This is a genomic window from Allobosea sp. (genome assembly GCF_051860145.1).
Classification (GTDB): Bacteria; Pseudomonadota; Alphaproteobacteria; order Rhizobiales; family Beijerinckiaceae; genus Allobosea.
The window spans coordinates 1-441 of record NZ_JBHYEM010000050.1 but is presented as its reverse complement, the minus strand read 5'-3'; the positions used below and the strand labels follow the sequence as shown (position 1 = coordinate 441).

1 protein-coding gene is annotated in these 441 nt (G+C 62.8%); it reads left to right on the top strand.

Features of this window, described 5'->3' with window-relative positions:
* Positions 1-197: 197 nt before the first annotated feature.
* Positions 198-441: glycerophosphodiester phosphodiesterase family protein (locus ACTIF2_RS27615; RefSeq protein ID WP_439500343.1), on the top strand; the 244-nt coding region annotated here is incomplete at its 3' end.

The window sequence follows — 441 nt, the reverse complement described above, 5'->3', positions numbered from 1 at the left end:
CAATTGCGCCGGGATCTGATCGGGCGCATTTTCTTGACGCGAAACGGTATCCACTTCGCTTGAAAATATTCTAGAGCACGCGCCGATCAGATTGTTCCAACCTGATCGGATCCGGCTCTAGCCGGCGACACTTCACCGGCCTGTCATATCGGCTCATCATGGTCGCGCGTTCCTGCCGCGACCATGGATCAGATCCGATGAAACAGACGCTCCTGTCGGCTAGCCTAGTGGCTTCGCTCGTCTTTGGCCTCGGCGCCGTCACGCCGGGCGCCGCCCAGACCGCTCCGACCCTCGACGGCAAGAAGCCGCTGATCGTCGGGCATCGCGGCGCGAGCGGCCACCGGCCCGAGCACACGCTCGAATCCTACAAGCTCGCGATCGAACAGGGCGCCGACTTCATCGAGCCGGACCTGGTCGCCACCAAGGATGGCGTTCTGGTCG